Source organism: Serratia sp. L9 (assembly GCF_050632285.1).
In the GTDB taxonomy this organism is placed as follows: Bacteria; Pseudomonadota; Gammaproteobacteria; order Enterobacterales; family Enterobacteriaceae; genus Chania.
The window spans coordinates 378,443-392,893 of the sequence record NZ_CP192591.1 but is presented as its reverse complement, the minus strand read 5'-3'; the positions used below and the strand labels follow the sequence as shown (position 1 = coordinate 392,893).

Sequence of the window (14,451 nt, the reverse complement as noted above, 5' to 3'; positions counted from 1 at the left end):
GCAAAAATCCACCATTTCTGATGACACATCCGTGCAATAGCCCCTTTTACAGTATGACCTCACATCACACTGACTGAGGACGGATAATGGCTGTCTACCGTAATGATCCTGATTTGAATCTGCTGGGCCAGTGCAGCAATGAAGAACTGCAATTACTGGTTTCCATCCTGACCACTGACCCACGCGATGGCGACACTCGCTGGACAGAGAGTCTGTCCAGTACCCCGGAGTACCGCCTGTTAGCACCAGAACACCGCCGCTACTGGCAACTGATAGCCGCTGAGTTTCAGCGTTATGGGGCAAACACGCTGGTAAGCCTGATGAGGCTGGGGCAGGGTGTGACCTATCGGGAAATTCTCGGCGATGTCTGCGACAAACTTGATGTGAACTACAACCCGAAAAGTACCACTGAGACCATTGAATTGACTCTGTTGATGAAGGTGCTGGAGAAAAGCCTGGACCAGATGACAGCGGAAGAGTTGACTGCCTTTTCCCGGACGATGCAACTCGATCTGACCAACCCGACGCCACAGCTTATTCTGATGGCGGTACAGGCTGCCATTCGCACCTCCACCCTGGCCGCTCTGGAGCTCGCCACTGTGCTGTCCGCCAGCGTCATAACCTCACTGGGCGGTATCGCCACCTGGGGCACAGTGGTGGCGGCCTCCAGGGCGCTGTCTGTCATTGCCGGTCCCGTCGCCATTGCGCTCAGTTCGGCGTGGATGATTTCCGACATTGCAGGTCCGGCTTACCGGGTCACCATACCGGCCTGCATCATAGTGGCCTGGCTCCGTCAGCAACATCTTTCCCGTTAATCCGCTTCGCCTCTGCCAGCCCAGCTCTGGTCCGACACTTTTCAGCAGGGAGCATTGATTATGCCTGAACAGGGACACCGTTATGACCGGCTGGCCAGCCGTCTCGCCATACTGGTCAGTCGTCTCTTTATGGGCGAGTTACTTAACGTCAAACAACTGGCGCAGGAGTTTGGTGTATCGGAACGTACCGTCCAGCGCGACCTACGTGAGCGTCTCCGCTATCTCGATACCGAAAATAACGGAGGCTGTTTCCGGCTCCGAGATGCTCGTGGACCTTTTCGCACCAATAGTGACATTCTTCGATTTGCTCAGATAACCAGCGTAGCACACTACTTTCCGGCGCTTGATCCCCGACTGCTGTCGGTTCTGCTCGACAGCGGACAGGAATCACCCTGCATTATCTGGAATGCACCGCCCCGTCAGGCTCCGACGTTATTCGGCGGCTTTCAGGTCATCGTTCAGGCTATCATCCGTAACCGCCGTATTCATTTTCTGCATCAGGGCCACCAGCAGTCGGCTGTAGCCCCTTACCGACTTATCTGTCTGGACGGGGAGTGGTACCTGGTGGCCTTATCAAAAGAGCGTATTCAGGTGTTCACTCTCTCAGCCATTACCGATGTGGTGATGACCATCAGCAGTTTTGCGCAAAACTGCCATACCAGCCGCATCTTTCAGGACCCGAGATTCATTCAGGCCCTGCCGCATTTTCAGTACATCAGCGGGCTCATTCGGGAATGAGCCCGCATTCCCGTCCTTCAGGACAGTTTGTTTTACTCACAAAAGGATACATCCATGAATAAATCATCACTCAGCGCGTTGGTGCTGGTCTGTGGCCTGGTTCCGGTCATCGCGCAGGCTTTCGGAAATAAGGACACCTGGTCCAGTGGTTGGGGCCAGGGCGTATCGGAGTTTGTCATCAAGGGGAAAGGTCAGTCGCAACTATCTCTGACCTGTGAGGATTACGGCTCGCAACCGGCCACGGTCATATTTACTGACGCCAGCGGGCATCAGGTCAGTATGGATGAAGATAAAAGCCTTCAGGTCAGTATCGACGGTGGAGCACTTATTGATATCAGCGAATCTGGCAGTCGAGTGGGCGGTAATAACTTGGCGCTGGCCTGGGCTCAGTTACGTAAGGGCAAACAGGTCTCAGTAACCGGAGACGGTGTTAAGCCTGCCACATTCACGCTGTCCGGGGCGACTAAGGTTTTACCGGCATTCGGGACACACGGCTGCGTGGGTAAAGATGTTCTCTAACCTGCATCTGAATTAACGCCTGTTGATTACGTTATTTTTAAATGGAACAGATTATGAAATTTAAACACATGCTGGTGCCCGCACTGTTTGTTCTGTCAGCCCAGGCGCTGGCAGAGCCAACGCCATCCATCAAAGTGGAGACCAGTAATCAGGTTCACCCTGCCGGAACACGCTACGTCACTGTCGTGGTCACTGCACTGGATAACACCGTGAAAGTCGAAAATATTGACGTGAACCGGGGAAACTGTCGCATTGCCAACCAGAAATATCTGTACTCCAGCAATAAAGAAACTATTTTGCCTGCCACCCTGCGTTACGGGCAGTCCGTCAGCGTGAGTTTTTATAATAACTGCGTGGCTTCAGAAGTCGTCGTCACTACTGATAAGGGGGATGGCGTTACACTTACCACTGAGTTCCCCGCCCCTGATTAACGTTTCCCCACCTAAAAAATGCCACATGACCAACGGGCTGCCGCTGCGCAGTCCGGAGTAAACCCTATGACCTTTCTGAAAATGCTGGTGACGGCCCTGGCCCAGGCACTGACCTGGTGCGGCGGCCATCAGGCCCGGCAATTTATTGAAATTCGCCTGCGTCAGGCAGGCTACGATGACAGCAGTATTGATACCGCCCGGGAAGCGGTTACATTGCTGGTCACTGCACTTATCACCGCCCTGATGGCGCAGATACTGAAGATTCTGGATACACTGTAGTCCCGCCCGCCACATCCCTCCCACCGTGAACATCACATTCTGCCCCTGCCTCCTTACGGAGCAGGGGCTTTGGCTTTTATGTCGTCTTATAACCAGATAAGGAATTTGCCATGAGATTAGCCAGCCGTTTTGGTCGGGTGAACCATATTCGCCGCGACCGCCCCTTAACCCGCGAAGAACTGATGCAGTATGTCCCCAGCGTCTTCGGGGAAGACAAGCACGGCTCCAGAAGCGAAAAGTACACCTACATACCCACAATCACCCTGCTGGAGAACCTTAAACGCGAAGGGTTCCAGCCATTCTTTGCCTGTCAGTCACGAGTGCGCGACCAGAGCCGACGGGAACATACAAAGCATATGCTGCGCCTGCGTCGTACCGGTCAGATAAACGGTCAGCAGGTGCCGGAAATCATCATTCTGAATTCGCACGATGGCGCATCGAGTTTTCAGTTACTGCCGGGGATATTCAGAAGTGTGTGCACCAATTCGCTCGTTTGCGGACAGTCGTTTGGTGAGATCCGCGTGCCGCACAGAGGGGATGTTGTCGGGAAGGTGATTGAGGGGGCCTATGAGGTTCTCAGCGTCTTTGACCGGGTGGAAGAGAAACGCGATGCGATGGAATCGCTTTTGTTACCGCCACCAGCACAGCAGGCGATGGCGAAAGCAGCATTAACCTATCGATTTGGTGAAGAGCATCAGCCAGTCACTGAATCGCAAATCCTTTCCCCACGCCGCTGGCAGGACGACAGCAACGATCTGTGGACCACGTACCAGCGTATTCAGGAAAACCTGATTAAAGGTGGCCTATCCGGGCGAACAACGAAAGGTAAACGCGCCCACACTCGCGCGGTTAAAGGTATCGACGGCGATGTGAAGCTCAACCGCGCCCTGTGGGTGATGGCTGAGAATATGCTGCAGCTTGCGTCATGAATCTTTTTATTATCCTCCATGCCCGGCCATAAACCAGTGGGGCATTTTGTTTTAAGGAACTGTGATGTCCGAATTCACGTTATCACCCATTTTTCCGGTTAACGAACAACGCATTATCCGCCGGGCACTACGTCTGCTGGAAAAATACCAGCGCCAGCCTGGAGAGTCGTTTACCTCAACCCGCTTCACGAAAACCTGGTTGCAACTGCAGATGGCGGGCCTTGAGCGGGAAATCTTTATCGTCCTGTATCTCGATAACCAGCATCGTCTGCTGGAGCGTGAAACGCTGTTTACCGGCACGCTCAGCCATACGGAGGTGCATCCCCGGGAAGTGGTCAAATCGGCCCTGAGGTATAACGCTGCTGCGGTCATTCTGGCCCACAACCATCCGTCCGGCGAAACGGAGCCCAGTCAGGCAGATAGGCATATCACAAAGCGGGTAGTGAATGCACTGGCACTGGTCGAAGTGCGGGTGCTGGATCACCTCGTGGTAGGGGATGAAGTGATGTCATTTGCAGAGCGCGGTTGGCTGTGACTCCGGCTAAATATCAACAAAAGTAGACTTCTATGTCTTTATCTGATTCTCACCAATGGGGACTGCAAAGCGATATCACCCCTCGCTTTGGGGCAAGGCTGGTACAGGAGGGCAACCGACTGCATTTTCTCGCTGACCGGGCCGGATTGACGGGGAGTTTCACGCCAGAAAAACTGCAGAAACTGGATCAGGCTTTCCCGCTGTATATAGAACAACTGGAAGCAATGCTGCGTTCCGGTGAGCTAAACCCACAGCAGCAACATCAGGTGACCATTCAGCTTACGGGTTTAACCTGCATAGCGGATACCCGTGGTAGCTGCGGCTACGTTTACCTCACTATTTATCCAGCCCAGTAACGCCTTCTCTCTTCTTTTCTCAGGACTCCACTCATGCATATTTCAACTGTACCGGCCACGGTGCCGGTTTCGTCACGCCTGTCGCCCGTGCAGGTCTGGCAGCTACTTTTAACCTATCTGCTTGAGCATCATTACGGCCTTACGCTCAACGACACACCATTCCATGATGATTCAGCCATCCAGGAACATATCGAAGCAGGGATAACACTGGCTGATGCGGTGAATTTCCTGGTGGAACGTTATGAACTGGTGCGCATCGACCGCAAAGGATTTACATGGCAGGAGCAGACACCATTTCTGACCGCTATCGATATTCTCAGAGCCAGGCGAGCTACCGGATTAATGAATATATAAATTCTTCGAGCATCATTCCTGATTTTTACCTCTGAACTTCCCACCTTATTTATTCATTGCATAATGCGCCTGCCATTCCCGGCAGGCGTGTTTGCTTTTATACGGACAAAAATCATGCAAACAGAAGCTGAAGTTTTAACTGACCATAATGAGCTAATTTGCTCGACCAGTATTGAACGTATCGTCACTGGACGTGATGCTGCGCTGAGCTTGATACAAATCCTGATCCATAAGCTTGATGATATCTCGCGGCTAACCTCCAGCATCGGTGGTGATGTGGCGGAGCATTGGGCGATGCGACAGGGCCATTCCTTTGACTGCTGGCTGATGCAACCAGTAGACAAAGCGATGCCGGTGATTACCCGCAATATCGATCGCAGCATCTGGCGCGATCTGATGCTGAAGTCCGGGATGTTGACCTTGATGGATGCGGAAGCCCGCAGTCAGTGGGCGAAGAACCTGGAGGAGGGCAATCTCCCGGCTATTAGCGAAGCCAACATACTGAGTACCTTTGAACAACTCCACCACAATAAGCAGGATGTTTTCGAACGTGGGATTATCAATGTATTTAAAGGGTTAAGCTGGGACTACAAAACCAATAATCCCTGTTATTTCGGTAAGAAGATTATCGTCAATAATCTGGTGAAGCATGACAGATGGGGCTTCAGTCTGAACTGGGGCTGGCGGCGCGACCAGTTAGCCGATCTGGAGCGAATGCTCTGCCTGCTGGATGGGAAGACCATTCCCGATAACCGGCATGATGTCTCTGTCCGGTTTATGGACTTTGTGCGCGACAACCCGCATCAGCAGGCCTTTAAGGATGAGCTGTTCACCATTCGCTACTTTCAGAAGGGCAGCGGGCATATCACGTTCAAGCGTCTGGATCTGGTTGAGAAGATGAATGACATCGTGGCAAAGCACTTTCCGGGGATGTTGCCTGCGAAATGAGATGTGATGTTTTTATAGGCACCTCTGTGCTAACCTTAATAGGAGTTATTAAATGTTATTAAACGAGGTAATCCCTATGGGTTCGCTTACTAAACAAACCATCAGCGCACAGATACCTGTTGAATTGGCTGCTGCTGTCGAAAATCTGGCAATTGAGTTGGATCGTTCTAAAAGCTGGATTATCAAGGAAGCGTTGACCAGTATGCTGGCCGAAAGAGAGCGACGCCATCAGAGCATCCAGGCTGGTCTTGCAGATGTGGATGCTGGTCGCGTGGTGAGCCACTCGGACATGGTGGATTTTGCTAATCGCTTAAAGAAATCCTGATAGATGGAAATTTACTGGACGCTTAAAGCTCAGGATGACCTGGAGCGTATCTACCGTTTCGCCCTTCAGTATAGCCGCCAGCACGCCGATGACGTTTTGGATCGCCTGATTACTGGCTGCGCTGGCCTTACAGCGCATCCGGCAATTGGCGTACAGCAGACTCGGTATGAACCCCGGGAAGTCCGAAAAGTGTTATTTGATGATTACGAGGTTCATTACGAACTCCGTGACAACGACATCTATATCGTGGATCTCTGGCATACCAGAGAAGAACGATGAAGAGATTTTCTTTTCGTTCACGAGTGTTGATTAGTGAGTAAAAACACATTTTTGTGTTTTTACTCACTTTTGTGTTTTAATGGCACTTTCTATTCCTTCTGAAGGATGGATGCCATGTTACAGAACAACATCAAACAGCTCCGTACCCAGCTATCTATCACCCAGCGCGAGCTGGCGTTTATGGTCGGCACCAGCCAGCAACAAATTCAGCGTATCGAAACCGGGAAGGTCGCGGCAAAACTGAGTCTCGCACAGGCAATATGCAATGCCCTGGATAAGCCTCTAAATGTCGTGTTCCCGGAAAGCGATCGGTTGATAAACGACTTCCGCAAGAAGCGTCGTAAAACTGATGAAGATCTTGAAGTGATAGCCACAAGCGGCATTGAAATGGATAGCGGTCTCTGGACCGTAAAACTTTGGCTACAGGGACAGCAGGACTATTTGCTGTTGCCCATTTCAGCTGCGGATAAGCGGAGGTTTTATTATTATTTTCAGGAAAAAGTCGGCCCAAACACAGAACGCTTCTTCGTTTTTGATTCTTCTGAGTATCGTTATGCGTTAAATATGCGTGAAGTGGTATTTCATCAGTTTCTGTCTGATGGCTTTGCCCCCATCGAGAGCGAAGAGGATGATGTCTACGAAGATGATTATTTTAATGTCCATATCACTCTGGTGAACGGCGGACCAGTGATTCCACTAAGTGTTGAGCCTGATGCGCCGCAAAACGAAGAGACGGATGATATCGGCCAGTTGAATGCGTTTTTTGACACGCTGGATTGCGAGCCTGAAACCACGGATCGTTTTATGATAACCGACGAAGATGGGGAAGATGTTTTTATTCGTATTGGCTCTATCGCGATGGTGCGAGTCACGCTTGACGCCTTAGAGCCTGTGGAAGATGATGAGGAGTAATTTTTGAGTTAGCTAAGACTTCAGAGAATCGCGTTGAGTATACATGTGAGTATATATGGCGGTTCTCTTATTTTAAAATTTCAATTATTTCAGTTGGTTATGTAGATAATCGCGGTGCGGCCTTCGCACCATAGTATGAAATTAAGTCACCTTAGGGTGGCTTTTTTTATGCCTGAAATTCAGTATCCGCAAGGCTTTCCTCGCTTTTGCACTCAACCTAAGTCAACCTGATTCAATCTACATCAACTTACTGATGCGGGTACAATTGCGGGTATATCGCGGTTCGATAATGCTAGTACCCACACAGAACCCTTGAAAGGATACTCATTATGGCTCTGAGTGATGTGAAGGTTCGTTCGGCAAAGCCTGAAGCAAAAGCCTATAAGCTGACTGACGGTGAAGGTATGATTTTGCTGGTTCACCCTAACGGCTCCAAATACTGGCGACTGCGTTATCGCTTTGGCGGTAAAGAAAAGATGCTGGCGTTGGGGAAATACCCTGAAGTGTCATTGGCGGATGCCCGGGCACGCCGGGATGAAGCCCGTAGGCTGTTAGCTAATGGCGTCGATCCCAGTGAGAACAAGAAAGCCGTTAAGGTAGAGCAGGAGCAAGAGGCGATAACGTTTGAAGTAGTTGCCAGAGACTGGCATGCCAGCAATCAAAAGTGGTCTGAGTCCCATAGTGCTCGTGTATTAAAAAGTCTGGAAGATAATCTCTTTGCTGCTATTGGTAATCAGAATATTGCTGAGCTTAAAACACGAGATCTACTTATTCCAATTAAAGCCGTAGAGATGTCTGGACGTCTTGAAGTGGCGGCTCGTCTTCAGCAGCGCACTACGGCTATCATGCGCTTTGCTGTGCAGAGTGGACTGATAGATTATAACCCAGCGCAGGAAATGGCAGGGGCGGTTGCTTCCGGAAACAGGCAACATCGACCGGCACTGGAATTAAAGCGTATCCCTGAACTACTTCAGAAAGTAGATAATTATACTGGTAGACCATTAACCCGCTGGGCGAGCCTGTCCATAATTCTGTGTAACTGCCAGCGTATTAAAGGTGCTCGTTTAGACGGTCACCAAACTCGATAATAAAGGAGACTGTAATTTAAATTGTGTAATTGCCTGTTTTTGATATGTTCTTCCTGACAATGGAGACAGGCAAATTATGGACGAAAAGAAACTTAAGGCACTGGCTGCCGAACTGGCTAAAGGCCTCAAAACCGAAGCCGATCTTAATGCGTTTTCTCGTATGCTGACCAAGCTCACCGTCGAAACGGCGTTGAATGCTGAGCTTACCGAACACCTTGGTCATGAAAAAAATGCCCCTAAAACAGGTTCGAATACCCGCAACGGTTACTCATCAAAGACGCTGCTCACTGATGATGGCGAGGTCGAACTGAATACACCCCGTGATCGCGAAAACACTTTCGAGCCTCAGTTAATCAAGAAAAATCAGACACGTATCACGCAGATGGACAGCCAGATTTTATCCTTGTATGCCAAAGGAATGACCACAAGGGAAATCGTTGCCACATTCAAGGAGATGTACGATGCCGATGTGTCACCCACGCTAATATCCAAAGTCACTGATGCCGTCAAAGAACAGGTCACCGAGTGGCAGAATCGCCCCCTCGACTCACTGTATCCCATTGTTTACCTTGACTGTATCGTGGTGAAAGTGCGTCAAAATGGTAGTGTCATCAACAAGGCCGTCTTCCTGGCTCTGGGGATTAATACCGAAGGTAAAAAGAACTGCTGGGCATGTGGCTAGCCGAGAATGAGGGAGCAAAGTTCTGGCTCAACGTGTTGACCGAGTTGAAAAATCGGGGGCTTCAGGACATCCTGATTGCCTGCGTGGACGGCTTGAAGGGCTTCCCAGAGGCGATAAACAGCGTTTATCCGCAAACCCACATCCAGTTATGCATTATCCACATGGTGCGTAACAGCCTGAAATACGTTTCGTGGAAAGACTACAAAGCGGTGACTAGCGTGCTGAAAACGGTGTATCAGGCCCCGACAGAGGAAGCCGCCCTGATGGCATTGGATAAGTTTGCAGGTATCTGGGATGAGAAATACCCGCAAATCAGCAAAAGCTGGCGTACCCACTGGGAAAATCTCAACACGTTCTTCGGTTACCCTGCGGATATCCGCAAGGCCATTTACACGACCAACGCTATAGAATCGCTGAACAGCGTAATCCGGCAGGCGATAAAGAAACGTAAGGTGTTCCCAACAGACGACTCAGTGCGAAAAGTGATTTATCTGGCGATCCAGGCAGCATCGAAAAAATGGAGTATGCCAATCCAGAACTGGCGGTTGGCGATGAGCCGCTTTATTATCGAGTTTGGTGACCGTCTAAACGAGCACCTTTAATACGCTGGCAGTTACACAGAATTATGGACAGGCTCTATAAATTAGGCGATGCTTGATTACAGCCTGTTTAAACTGGCTGTCGAAACAGCCAGTTTAAACACCGGCACCAATGAAATCGCCATATGAATCTTCTTCAAGGCTGATGTATTCCACCCTCCATTGATCCATCCGCCTCAATGCATACAGGGAGAAATGAGTATCGGCAACAGCAATGCACGTATTCAATTCTATAAGCTCTGAATGTCCCAAGATTGGATCACCATAAAACTTATAAAACAATGCCTTTAGATCAGAACAGGTTTGTTCAGCCGCCCCTCTGGCATCGGGGCCACCTTCAGTTGCATCATAAACAACATTGATAGAAAGCTCATATGGTATGCCTTCCTCAAGATCGTTAAATCTTTCTTCGCCCAAATCGAAAAAAACTCCGATCAAATGCTCTGCGTTTGTGGCGATAATGTCCGCAACTTCTTTTTCGAAAATAAACTTTTTATCCTCGTCGTAAGCCCGCAAGCGCTCTTCAAACGAGTTAGGAAACGCTGGACGACCATACTTAGCTGCTAACCATTGCTTAAGAGCTTGTTTCTCTTCTGTGCTAATGGAGAATGCCGGATCGTTTTCCTCACAACGGAAAGCTTCTTTAGAAATGATGACTTTTCTTTCATGCCGAAGCTCTACTGCGTTCTTCTTAGCACTTTCTGGGTTTTCAAAGCATAGATCGAGGATTCTCGGATGCTTAGCTCCTTTCATCTTGCTTGACCCCTTTTTCAAGGGGCCAAACATCAGTTCCACGTTTTTTTCAGAATTACTCTGTAAATCACAATCATGCGTTATAACTACAACTTTATGGTTCGTTTCATCAGGCTTCAGAAGTCCAAGTGAAACGGCATCATCATGTTTAAGAACATGCCCCTGACGCCATGATGTTCCTCGTACCAACATAAATGTGATTTATTCCTCTACTGTTCCAGGAATTGAAATAGATGACTTCCAATCATCTGTCGGTTTCGCCTTGCTTGCTAAGTAATTGGCCGATTCAGCAGCTGCATTCATCGCTTTAGCTTCATCAATCAGTACCTGAACTGGCTTGTTCCAATCCTCACCTTCTTTTACTAAGTCCATCAATGACCTACCATTGAATGCTTTCATTTTCACCAATAGCTTCGCATCATTGAGTCCAGCTTTGGAAAAAGAGTCAGCAACATTACTGAGGTTGGTAATGAATTGGACTTTTGAAGCATCATCAGGCTGGTTCTCCCCTGACAACCATTTATAGAGAGCCTGCCGAGTTATCCCCAAATCCTTAGCCAGTTCTGACATTGATGGAGACAGCACTTCTCGAATATTAGCCAAATGTTGGGCAACATTCCTGACATCAACCTCAGGAGAAATTGCAGGCGTGTACGTTGACTCTATGGAATCAAATGCAAACTGAACCCTTGGCTGAACATACTGACGCCATTGCTTATAAGCATTTACAGGGTATGAAGCCCCCGTACCAACTAATAGTAAAGATGCGGCGACAGCAACAACACCTGATACACATGAGCTTGACTGCGAATCTGGAGTATACCGATCTACAGAGCCTATGCTTCCAGTAGGAATTGCATACATTTTAGTCACCCCCGTTGTTTCAGTGCCATTTAGCACGGGCAAAATCTGAAACCATGCCTTCAAATGCTTCTTTAACTTTACTATGCAACGAAAGAATCTGTTTTTCAATTAACTGCAAATCAGTTGACATGTTGCCTTCAACATAATGATCTGTATCAATTATTGCGTGCATACGATGCTCTGTGTTACTAAATCTCGGCAGCGGCAGTAAACCATTAGGAATCATATCTGGCGGAAAACCTAGTTGACCATTCATCTTATGTATGCGTGAAACCATAAATCCATTAGAGATCAATGGCTCAACACATGTCTGATATACAGACTCTTGTATGGACTGTATTGGCGTCCATCCAAAATCAACACCATGAAGTTCCTTTACAAGATACTGCTCAATTGTTTCGCTTTTCTCAGGAAACACAGCATCCAAATATCGAAGCCCAATCCGGCTTACCAACGATGGCTTAGCAAATTCAAGAACTTTGCTCAGACCAAGTATTAATGACGCGATGAAAGGTACATGATTATCATAATCTGTTGTATGGAACGTAATGAAATCGTTGCCTAAAACAAAACCAGACCTTCTATCTGCATCAATCATCAACCAACTTGTCACAGGCTCAAATGAATGTACCGGTGGCTCATTGGGGTTTTTCATTTCAAATTTCAGCTGAGTTGTATTGGAAACTTCAAATAAAGGAAATCCTTCAACTCTTAGCGCATCTTGTATGTCTGGAACATACTTACTCATTGCAGCTACTGGAGTAAACTTTACTTGCACCAATGCGTAGTAAACGGGCGCATTGGACATACGTTCGCTGTTAGTACTCATGCCGCCCTCCTTGAAGTTGTTTCATCTCACTATCTCACTATCTCACTATCTCACTATCTCACTATCTCACTATCTCACTAACTGTAGTTTACACATAGGTTGACACTTTCTCCATCATTAAGTTCACTATGACATCAATAGCCAAAACTCTTACATAATCGCTTCGGCGCGCGCTCGTATCCCCGCCACGCCTGCCCGCTTTGTGTAGTGGTTTTCATGCACCTGCATGACATAAGCAAAAGCCCGCCATTCCTGGCGGGCCTCAGCAAAAACGATCCTCAAACGATCATGCGGATTCATGCAGCATAGTCATGCACTACCCTGCTCTGCGTCGCCAGCAGTCCTTCTCCTGCGTGTTGATGGCTTTTTACTACCCAACTTGCGGCAGTCTTTCCGGTCGCGCGCTTCGTCTTCTTTAAATTTATTATACGTTTCAGTGTCAAAAAACGAGATGGTTTCAACTTCATCTTTAGGGATCAGTACACGGAAATCCTGGATATTCAGACGCGACATCCCACCAATAACACCGCTTTCAAGATAGTGCTGATGATAGTTCGTCGTGATGCTTATTGTGAGATCGTCTTTATCACGATAGCCGCTTAGCATAGGGAGTATTTCCAGATGTTCTGACAGCCCATTTTCCAGCGCCGGACACGTCACCAGGCCAACATAGATTTTTCGCGATGAGAGTGTCGCGATGATCGGAAACTGCCGTGCTGATGCTTCCATCAGCAAAGACTCAAAAGAGTTATTCCCCACAGCCTTAGCCAGGGCATCCCAGCGGCGATCACCGCTCTTTGTACGCAACTTATTACCCAGACCAGAAATTGCAGAAAACACAATTGAAATAACAACCCATGCAATCTGTTTGATTTCATTGATACGCTGGGCTTTATCGGATGAGGTAGACAACATGCCGTTGAAGCTATCTGGCGTAAGGTTAAGCTCATTGGATAGCCAGCGGAACCCGCCTGTAATATTCAGGACGAAGGTCAAAAAGCCACCGAGCAGAAAGAACACAATTCCCCAGGCGGCGACAAAAAAATAAGCGTCCCAGCCATTGGAACGCTTATATCTGTAACGTGTTGAAAGTGATAGGTTTACATATATAAAACCACTAACCAAAATCACTGCTAAAAGTAATGTTGCCATTATCGGGTTCTGTAATAATGTTTTGCTTTGACAGTGCTCGTCTTGATGCCTTCAAGCTTATCCATCTGATCTCTGATGGCTTTCATAGCTTCTTCGTTGGACAAATCTACGGACACAAAACCATCTTTACTCAGATTGAGCTTGTCCTGGTTCTCTTTCAGAACCCGTGCCAAACGTTCAACTGGATTACCCAGCCTCAATGCGGCGATACTTGACATAACCCCTCCTTCTTATATGGCGCGGAAGTGTACACTTCGTCACCAGCAACCACAACAGCAAATTCCTTATAACTAAGACAACCGTTTTAACTGTTGGTTGCGTTACTTAACTTAAGTTCATTGCCCCTAATCGCGCAAGATGTTTCTGCCTTAACCCGCTGCATTTAGCATATATAGTGCCTCTTATGAGAAGTAGGCACTAACAAAGGAATTTTCTAACGCCTCGCGCGGCTCGTTGTTCAACCTTGCGGACGGTAAAAACCAGTTTTATCGTCCGCAACGTTCGCTAATGTAACCAGCTGTCGTCCTCCCAGACCTGCTGCATTATTTCCATCACTCGCTTTTTATCTTCATCCAGTTTTAACCCGCTCAGCTCAACGCCGTTGGCGCTGCCCTTGCGGATACGAATTGCTGTTTTGGGATACAGAGGGCGCTAATTACGGTAAAGCTCGGATTCAAGGGCGTCCAGTGTAGCCTGGCTAATCTTCTGCTCTTTATCGATCATTATTTCAATGCGCATACAGATCCCCTTAACTGGTTACGTCCATCGACCGACCGTATTCATGGCTGCGGATTTTCGCCATCAGCTCGTCGGTCAGTTCGGACACCCACTGGATAGCCAGCCGCTTTTCTTCGTCGCTGCACTCACTAGCCGCTACAAGCTTGATAAAAAAATCAATGCGCTGGAGCTTCAATGACTCCAAAAGATAATCCTGCATTTTCCCTCCTATCACTACCTCGGATACATAACAACTGTATATATATCCACTGTTTGTAATTACAGTATAGTAGGGATTTGCGAATGTAAACCGTTTTTTATCTGTCAATTAGAACGCTCTGATGCGG

General features: G+C 48.3%; 20 protein-coding genes and 3 pseudogenes. 15 read left to right on the top strand and 8 right to left on the bottom strand.

All coding sequences use genetic code 11. The features are described from left to right. The first annotated feature begins 86 nt into the window (after positions 1 to 86). The 15 genes and pseudogenes from ACQ86O_RS01790 (at position 87) to ACQ86O_RS01720 (ending at position 9,792) form a co-directional block, all read left to right on the top strand. Positions 87 to 815: a DUF3944 domain-containing protein gene (locus ACQ86O_RS01790; protein WP_431223899.1), complete on the top strand. Its 729-nt coding sequence runs from the start codon at positions 87 to 89 to the stop codon at positions 813 to 815. A 60-nt stretch (positions 816 to 875) separates the two neighbouring features. After that, the gene (locus tag ACQ86O_RS01785) at positions 876 to 1,553 is read left to right on the top strand and encodes a helix-turn-helix transcriptional regulator (RefSeq protein ID WP_431223898.1); all 678 of its coding nucleotides are present in this window, start codon (positions 876 to 878) and stop codon (positions 1,551 to 1,553) included. 54 nt (positions 1,554 to 1,607) lie between these two features. After that, the gene (locus ACQ86O_RS01780) at positions 1,608 to 2,072 is read left to right on the top strand and encodes a hypothetical protein (RefSeq protein ID WP_431223897.1); all 465 of its coding nucleotides are present in this window, start codon (positions 1,608 to 1,610) and stop codon (positions 2,070 to 2,072) included. A 53-nt stretch (positions 2,073 to 2,125) separates the two neighbouring features. After that, a complete protein-coding gene (locus tag ACQ86O_RS01775; protein WP_431223896.1) occupies positions 2,126 to 2,503 on the top strand; it encodes a hypothetical protein in 378 nt (125 codons plus the stop codon). A 66-nt stretch (positions 2,504 to 2,569) separates the two neighbouring features. Further along, positions 2,570 to 2,782 carry a hypothetical protein gene (locus ACQ86O_RS01770; RefSeq protein ID WP_038418589.1) on the top strand — a complete coding sequence of 71 codons (213 nt, stop codon included), beginning with the start codon at positions 2,570 to 2,572 and terminating at the stop codon, positions 2,780 to 2,782. Positions 2,783 to 2,892: 110 nt separating this feature from the next. Further along, positions 2,893 to 3,711 (top strand): DUF932 domain-containing protein, encoded by an 819-nt coding sequence (locus tag ACQ86O_RS01765; RefSeq protein ID WP_431223895.1) that lies wholly within the window; start codon positions 2,893 to 2,895, stop codon positions 3,709 to 3,711. A 64-nt stretch (positions 3,712 to 3,775) separates the two neighbouring features. Next, positions 3,776 to 4,246, top strand: a complete 471-nt coding sequence (radC, locus tag ACQ86O_RS01760; protein ID WP_431223894.1) for a RadC family protein — start codon at positions 3,776 to 3,778, stop codon at positions 4,244 to 4,246. 32 nt (positions 4,247 to 4,278) lie between these two features. Continuing rightward, positions 4,279 to 4,602, top strand: coding sequence for a type IV toxin-antitoxin system YeeU family antitoxin (locus ACQ86O_RS01755; RefSeq protein ID WP_431223893.1), 324 nt, complete (start codon positions 4,279 to 4,281; stop codon positions 4,600 to 4,602). Positions 4,603 to 4,635: 33 nt separating this feature from the next. After that, positions 4,636 to 4,956: a TA system toxin CbtA family protein gene (locus ACQ86O_RS01750; RefSeq protein WP_431223892.1), complete on the top strand. Its 321-nt coding sequence runs from the start codon at positions 4,636 to 4,638 to the stop codon at positions 4,954 to 4,956. A 114-nt stretch (positions 4,957 to 5,070) separates the two neighbouring features. Beyond that, the gene (locus tag ACQ86O_RS01745) at positions 5,071 to 5,904 is read left to right on the top strand and encodes a DUF4942 domain-containing protein (protein ID WP_431223891.1); all 834 of its coding nucleotides are present in this window, start codon (positions 5,071 to 5,073) and stop codon (positions 5,902 to 5,904) included. 76 nt (positions 5,905 to 5,980) lie between these two features. Beyond that, on the top strand, positions 5,981 to 6,229 hold the full coding sequence (locus tag ACQ86O_RS01740) for a CopG family ribbon-helix-helix protein (RefSeq protein WP_000535213.1): 249 nt from the start codon (positions 5,981 to 5,983) through the stop codon (positions 6,227 to 6,229). A gap of 3 nt (positions 6,230 to 6,232) precedes the next feature. Then, entirely contained in the window at positions 6,233 to 6,508 is a 276-nt protein-coding gene (locus ACQ86O_RS01735; RefSeq protein ID WP_001683517.1) for a type II toxin-antitoxin system RelE/ParE family toxin, read from the top strand. Between the two features lie 114 nt (positions 6,509 to 6,622). Then, a complete protein-coding gene (locus ACQ86O_RS01730) occupies positions 6,623 to 7,420 on the top strand; it encodes a helix-turn-helix transcriptional regulator (RefSeq protein WP_431223890.1) in 798 nt (265 codons plus the stop codon). A 329-nt stretch (positions 7,421 to 7,749) separates the two neighbouring features. Beyond that, positions 7,750 to 8,436 (top strand): annotated as a pseudogene (locus ACQ86O_RS01725) (tyrosine-type recombinase/integrase); the annotation flags it as partial. Between the two features lie 148 nt (positions 8,437 to 8,584). Beyond that, a pseudogene (locus ACQ86O_RS01720) lies at positions 8,585 to 9,792 on the top strand (IS256 family transposase). 93 nt (positions 9,793 to 9,885) lie between these two features. On the opposite strand, the gene ACQ86O_RS01715 reads toward ACQ86O_RS01720, so the two are convergent. The 8 genes and pseudogenes from ACQ86O_RS01715 to ACQ86O_RS01680 all read right to left on the bottom strand — a co-directional run bounded on the left by ACQ86O_RS01715 (position 9,886) and on the right by ACQ86O_RS01680 (position 14,324). Next, positions 9,886 to 10,734 (bottom strand): hypothetical protein, encoded by an 849-nt coding sequence (locus tag ACQ86O_RS01715; RefSeq protein WP_431223889.1) that lies wholly within the window; start codon positions 10,732 to 10,734, stop codon positions 9,886 to 9,888. Positions 10,735 to 10,743: 9 nt separating this feature from the next. After that, positions 10,744 to 11,406, bottom strand: a complete 663-nt coding sequence (locus ACQ86O_RS01710; RefSeq protein ID WP_096079987.1) for a hypothetical protein — start codon at positions 11,404 to 11,406, stop codon at positions 10,744 to 10,746. 19 nt (positions 11,407 to 11,425) lie between these two features. Then, a complete protein-coding gene (locus tag ACQ86O_RS01705; RefSeq protein WP_431223888.1) occupies positions 11,426 to 12,235 on the bottom strand; it encodes a TIGR04255 family protein in 810 nt (269 codons plus the stop codon). Positions 12,236 to 12,385: 150 nt separating this feature from the next. Then, the gene (locus ACQ86O_RS01700; RefSeq protein ID WP_431223887.1) at positions 12,386 to 12,535 is read right to left on the bottom strand and encodes a hypothetical protein; all 150 of its coding nucleotides are present in this window, start codon (positions 12,533 to 12,535) and stop codon (positions 12,386 to 12,388) included. A 9-nt stretch (positions 12,536 to 12,544) separates the two neighbouring features. After that, positions 12,545 to 13,387: a hypothetical protein gene (locus tag ACQ86O_RS01695; protein WP_431223886.1), complete on the bottom strand. Its 843-nt coding sequence runs from the start codon at positions 13,385 to 13,387 to the stop codon at positions 12,545 to 12,547. Then, a complete protein-coding gene (locus ACQ86O_RS01690) occupies positions 13,387 to 13,605 on the bottom strand; it encodes a hypothetical protein (RefSeq protein ID WP_032706396.1) in 219 nt (72 codons plus the stop codon). The genes ACQ86O_RS01695 and ACQ86O_RS01690 overlap by 1 nt, the downstream gene beginning before the upstream one ends. A 286-nt stretch (positions 13,606 to 13,891) precedes the next feature. Beyond that, positions 13,892 to 14,125 (bottom strand): annotated as a pseudogene (locus tag ACQ86O_RS01685) (DinI-like family protein). 10 nt (positions 14,126 to 14,135) lie between these two features. Then, a complete protein-coding gene (locus ACQ86O_RS01680; protein ID WP_431223885.1) occupies positions 14,136 to 14,324 on the bottom strand; it encodes a hypothetical protein in 189 nt (62 codons plus the stop codon). Positions 14,325 to 14,451: the final 127 nt, after the last annotated feature.